The following is a 4,997-nucleotide window of genomic DNA, read 5'->3' as shown; positions in this document are numbered from 1 at the left end:
GTTCGGGAAGGTCGAGGTGTCCTCCAGCCCGTCCGGATTGACCCAGCCGAAGAAATCCGAACCGATGCCGACATGGTCGTGGCCGATGCGCTTGGCCAGGTAGTCGAGATGGTCGCAATATTGGGAGACCGTCGCCTGCGGGCGCGGTCCGGCTTTGGCGACGATCTCGGCCTCGACCTTGGCGTAGTCCATCGTGTCGGGGGTCTTGCCGTACTGGTCCTTCGCCGGGCGGTGCCAGTCGCGCGAGGCCTGGCTGATGAAGTCCGGCACGAAGGTCGCCATGACGACGCCGCCATTGCCAGGGACCCGGTCGAGCACGTCGTCAGGGACGTTGCGCGGATGGTCGCAAAGCGAGAAGGCATTGGAGTGCGACCAGAACACGGGCGCGCGCGTGACGTCGAGAACGTCATGCATCGCCTTCGGGGCGACATGGGCGAGGTCGACGACCATGCCCAGCCGGTTCATCCGCCGGACGACCCGCATGCCGAAGGAGGAGAGGCCGTCATGCCGCGGGGCGTCGGTGGCCGAGTCGCACCAGTCGGTCGTGTCGTTGTGGCAGAGCGTCATCAGGCGCACGCCGAGATCGTAATAGGCGTCGAGCGCGTCGAGCTCGTTCTCGAGCGCGGAACCGTTCTCGATCGTCATGAACAACGCGATGCGCCCCTCCGCCTTCGCCGCCTCGACATCATCGGCCGAGAGGCCGGGCCGGAAGACATCGTCGTGCTGCTTGAGGATGCTGCGCATCAGCGCGATCTGGGCGAGCGCGAAACCGGCGGGGTTGGGCTGGCTCGGCGGGACATAGGCTGCGAAGAACTGGCCGGCGAGCTTGCCCGCCTGCATGCGCGGGATATCGGTGTCGACTTGCGGATGGACCTTGTCGAGCCCATAGGCCGCGACATCGCCCTTGGCGTTGCGGTCCTTGCGGATGACATAGGGCAGATCGTTGTGCCCGTCGATCAGCGGCACGCGGTCGAGCAGGGCGAGCGCGGCAATGTAGGCATTGTCCTGGACGGGCGGTTTCGCGAGGGCCATGGCGGGGTCTCGGAGGGAATCGGAAGCGCCATCGTGGCAGGCCGGCTCGCGGCAGGCGAGAGGGCAGGGCGCAGGGCAGTCATCCGCAAGGCGTCATGCTCGGGGTCCGACCCGAGCATCTCGAGCAGGAGAGGGGGCCTTTTCCGCGAAGAGCTTCTCGGGTCCGGCAAGTGCGGCCCCGAGAATGACGCCGGTCAGACGAACCGCGACGGCGCGAAGGGCGACGGATCGACGAACACCTTCTGCCCCGTCACCATCTCCGCCATCATGCGGCCGGTGACGGCGGCCAGCGTCAGCCCGTGATGGGCGTGGCCGAAGGAGAACCACAGGTTCTTGTGCTTCGGGGCCGGGCCGATGATCGGCATCATGTCGGGGGTGCAAGGCCGGCGGCCGAGCCAGGGCTCGGCATCGAGGCGCTCGCCCAGCGGGAACAGCGTCTTGGCGATCGGCTCGGCGCGGGCGAGCTGCACCGGCGTCTTGGGCGCGTCGCGGTCGGCGAATTCGGCGCCGGTGGTCAGGCGGATGCCCTGCAGCATCGGGGCGAGGAAATAGCCGCGCTCGGTGTCGAGGACGGGGTGGTTGAGCACGGCATTGCCCAGCGGCTTGTAATGCATGTGGTAGCCGCGCTTGACGGCGAGCGGCAGGCGATAGCCGAGCTGGTTGGTCAGGACGTCGGCCCAGGGGCCGAGCGCGACGACGACATCCTTGGCGATGGCCTTGGTGCCGTCGGCGAGGGTGACGCTCCATTCGGCGCCGTTCTGCGCCAGGGTCGTGGCATCGCCGATGGCGAGCTTGCCGCCGAGCTTCTCGAACAGCGCGACATAGGCCTTCGACAGCCCGAGCGGATCGACGACGGTGGTCGGGTCGGTCCAGTGCAGGCCGCCGATCAGGTTGCCATGGTCGAGATGCGGCTCTTCGGCCTTGAGCGTCGCCCTGTCGAGGGCGCGGTAGTTCAGGCCGAATTCGCGGTTCCAGCGGGCGGCCTCGGCGAGGCGGGTGTCGCGCTCCTTCTCGGTGCGGAACACCTTCATCCAGCCGTCGCGGCGCAACAGGCCGGTGGCGCTGGCTTCCTGGGCGAGGGCATCGTGCTCGGTGACGCAATGCTCGATCAGCTTCGCGTATTGATGRGCGATSGCCTCGTGCTGCGAGGCGCGCGAATGCATCCAGTAGGAGAACAGGAAGGGGGCGAGCTTCGGGATCGCGCTCCAATGRTAGGAYGCGTCGATGGTGTTGTTCATCGCGTAGCGGAACARSGCGCCGAAATCATGCGGGAAGCCGTARGGRTAGACGCCTTCGCGCTGGATCAGGCCGGCATTGCCATAGCTGGTTTCCTCGCCCGGCGCGCGCCGGTCGATCAACAGCGTGGAGCGGCCCGCCTTTTGCTGGTGGAGCGCCACCGARATRCCGACGATSCCCGCGCCGAGAACRATCGTATCCACACGCATGGCCTGCTCCCGCCAACCCCTGTTTCCAGCTCTTTGCCGGGCAAAATACCGCTTTGCGCCGGCTTGTCAGCGGCGTGGCGAATTTTTGCGGCATATCGGCTGATCTTTCGCAATTTCTGCGCCAACTTCCGCAATTCCATCGTTTCGCCGGCCATTTTGGCGATGTCCTTGCAATTTCATGCCGACGCAAGGGGTGCCTGCAGGATTAGCGGATGACGCCGCGGCGCCGTTCGGCCACTGTGCGGCACGATTTGCGAATGATTCCAGCGCGGTGCCGATGAATCCAGCAACCCTTCCCGCCGCCGGGCTCGCCTGGCTCGGGCGTTATGGCACGCAAGGTTTCGCGCTCTCGATCTTTCTCGGCCTGGCGCTGCCGCAATTCTCTGCGGCGGCGCGGCCGGTGCTGCCGATCACGATCTTCTGCTTCACCACGGTCGTTTTCCTGCGCCTCGACCTTGCCGTCACGGCGAAGCTGCTCAGGCGCCCGGCGAAACTCGCCGCCGCCTGCCTGTGGCTGATCGCCGGGCCGGTGCTGCTGATCGGCGGCGCGCTGCTGCTGGTCGGGCGGGAAAGCCTCGATCCGGGCATCGTGCTGGGGCTCGCCATCATGGGCGCGGCGCCGCCGATCATGTCCTCGCCGGCGGTCGCGATCCTCTACGGTTTCGAGCCGTCTCTCATCATCGCGAGCGTGATCGCGGCGACGATCGCGAGCCCGATCATCGCCCCCTTCCTCGTCGAATTGCTGGCCGGTGCCGCCGTGCCGCTCGACCGCTGGGTGCTGGCGTTGCGCCTGCTGATCTTCATCGGCGGCGGCATGGCGGTCGCCTCGCTGCTGCGCTGGTGGCTCGGTTTCGCCAGGATCAAGGCGATGAAGGCCAATCTCGATGGCTTCGGCGTGCTGATGTATTTCATCTTCGCCATCGCCGCGATGGATGGCGTCACCCATGCCGCGATCGCCAATCCCAGGCTCGTGCTGTTCGTGCTGGCCTGCGTCTTCGCCGTCTCGGCCGCGGGGCTCATCAGTTCCTGGTTGGTGCTGCGACTGCTGCCGGGCTCGGAGCGCTTCATGATCGGCTATGGCAGCGGCCAGCGGAACATGGGCCTCATCGTCGCCGCGCTGGGGGCGGGCGTCTCGCCGACGACCTTCCTGTTCTTCGCGCTGGCGCAGTTCCCGATCTATCTGCTGCCCTGGCTGCTGCGCGGGCTGGCCGCCCGGATTCGGCGCCAGGAGGCTTAGAGGCTCTCAGTCGGGCTGCTGACGGGCGCTGACGCGCCGCCTTGCGAGGTTTTCGCCATCGCAGGAGTTCGCGCCATGATCACATTGTATTCCGGGCCGCTGAGCCTGTTCGCCCGCAAGGTCGAGATCGCCTTGAGGGAGAAGGGCCTCGCCTTCGAGCGCGTCATGGTGCCATTCAACCAGACGACGGGCTATGACCCGAAGCATCCAGAGGTTCTGGCGCTCAATCCGAAGGGCCAGGTGCCGGTGCTCAGCGATTGCGGGCTCGTGCTCTACGATTCCACCGTCATCCTCGAATATCTCGACGAGGCCTATCCCGAGCCGTCCTTGATGCCGGCGACGCCGGTCGAGCGGGCGCGCTGCCGGCTCGACGAGCTCTATGCCGACGAGATCATGCTGCAGGCGCTGAAGCCGCTGATGCATCGCACCGGGCCGCCATCGCCCGACCGCGACCGCCGCATCGTGCAGGAGGCCGACGCGCTGATCGCGGAGGAGGCGCTGGCGCGGCATTACGAGGTACTGGAGCAGAAGCTGGCAGGGCGGGATTTCTTCGGCGGCAGGCTCTCGACCGCCGATATCGCGCTGTTCATGAGCGTGCTGTTTTCGCTGCGGCTCGGCGGGCCGCCGCTCGACGGCTATCCCGGTCTTTCCGCCTGGTTCGCGCGGCTGCGGCAGCGGCCGGCCTTCGTGCAGGTCGCTGCCGAGATCGCGGAGGCTGACAGGCGGCTGTCCTTTCCGGTGAAATCGCGCTTCGCCTGATTGCAGCGGGGCCGTAGCGGAGGTAAACCGCCCGCCATGACCCGCCCCATCCGCATTGCCCCTTCCATCCTCTCGGCCGATTTCGCCAAGCTGGGCGAGGAGGTGCGCGCGATCGATGCCGCCGGCGCCGACTGGATCCATTGCGACGTGATGGACGGGCATTTCGTGCCGAACATCACCTTCGGCCCGGACGTGCTGAAGGCGATCCGTCCGCACACCCGGAAGTTCTTCGACGTGCATCTGATGATCGCGCCCGTCGACCCCTATGTCGAAGCCTTCGCCAAGGCCGGCGCCGACCTGATCTCCTTCCATGTCGAGGCAGGGCCGCATCCGCACCGGACGCTGCAGGCGATCAAGGCGCARGGCAAGCAGGCCGGCATCGTGCTCAAYCCSGGCACGCCGGCGAGCGCCGTCGAGGCGCTGATCCAGGATGTCGATCTCATCCTGCTGATGACGGTCAATCCGGGCTTCGGCGGGCAGAGCTTCATCCATTCCGTCGTCGAGAAGGTCGCGCAGGTGAAGGC

Annotated in this window: 5 protein-coding genes; 3 read left to right on the top strand and 2 right to left on the bottom strand. The window is 66.9% G+C overall.

The genetic code is table 11. The annotated features are described in order from the left end of the window. Together AB4Y99_RS25775 and AB4Y99_RS25770 are read right to left on the bottom strand one after the other, a co-directional pair. A partial coding sequence (locus tag AB4Y99_RS25775; protein WP_441525331.1) for a dipeptidase occupies positions 1-1,032 on the bottom strand: 1,032 nt, incomplete at its 3' end. 194 nt (positions 1,033-1,226) lie between these two features. After that, positions 1,227-2,477, bottom strand: coding sequence for an NAD(P)/FAD-dependent oxidoreductase (locus AB4Y99_RS25770; RefSeq protein ID WP_441525330.1), 1,251 nt, complete (start codon positions 2,475-2,477; stop codon positions 1,227-1,229). Positions 2,478-2,754: 277 nt separating this feature from the next. Between AB4Y99_RS25770 and AB4Y99_RS25765 the strand changes: the two genes are divergently transcribed. The 3 genes from AB4Y99_RS25765 to rpe form a co-directional block, all read left to right on the top strand. Beyond that, on the top strand, positions 2,755-3,714 hold the full coding sequence (locus AB4Y99_RS25765; protein ID WP_038358550.1) for a hypothetical protein: 960 nt from the start codon (positions 2,755-2,757) through the stop codon (positions 3,712-3,714). A gap of 75 nt (positions 3,715-3,789) precedes the next feature. Further along, positions 3,790-4,473 (top strand): glutathione S-transferase family protein, encoded by a 684-nt coding sequence (locus AB4Y99_RS25760; protein WP_210323781.1) that lies wholly within the window; start codon positions 3,790-3,792, stop codon positions 4,471-4,473. 36 nt (positions 4,474-4,509) lie between these two features. Beyond that, positions 4,510-4,997 (top strand): ribulose-phosphate 3-epimerase (rpe, locus tag AB4Y99_RS25755; RefSeq protein WP_441525329.1); only part of this gene is annotated, 488 nt, incomplete at its 3' end.

Origin of the sequence: Allobosea sp. TAB14 (genome assembly GCF_052113865.1) — a bacterium.
GTDB classification, from domain to species: Bacteria; Pseudomonadota; Alphaproteobacteria; order Rhizobiales; family Beijerinckiaceae; genus Allobosea; species Allobosea spartocytisi.
This window is presented reverse-complemented; position numbering and strand designations above follow the sequence as displayed.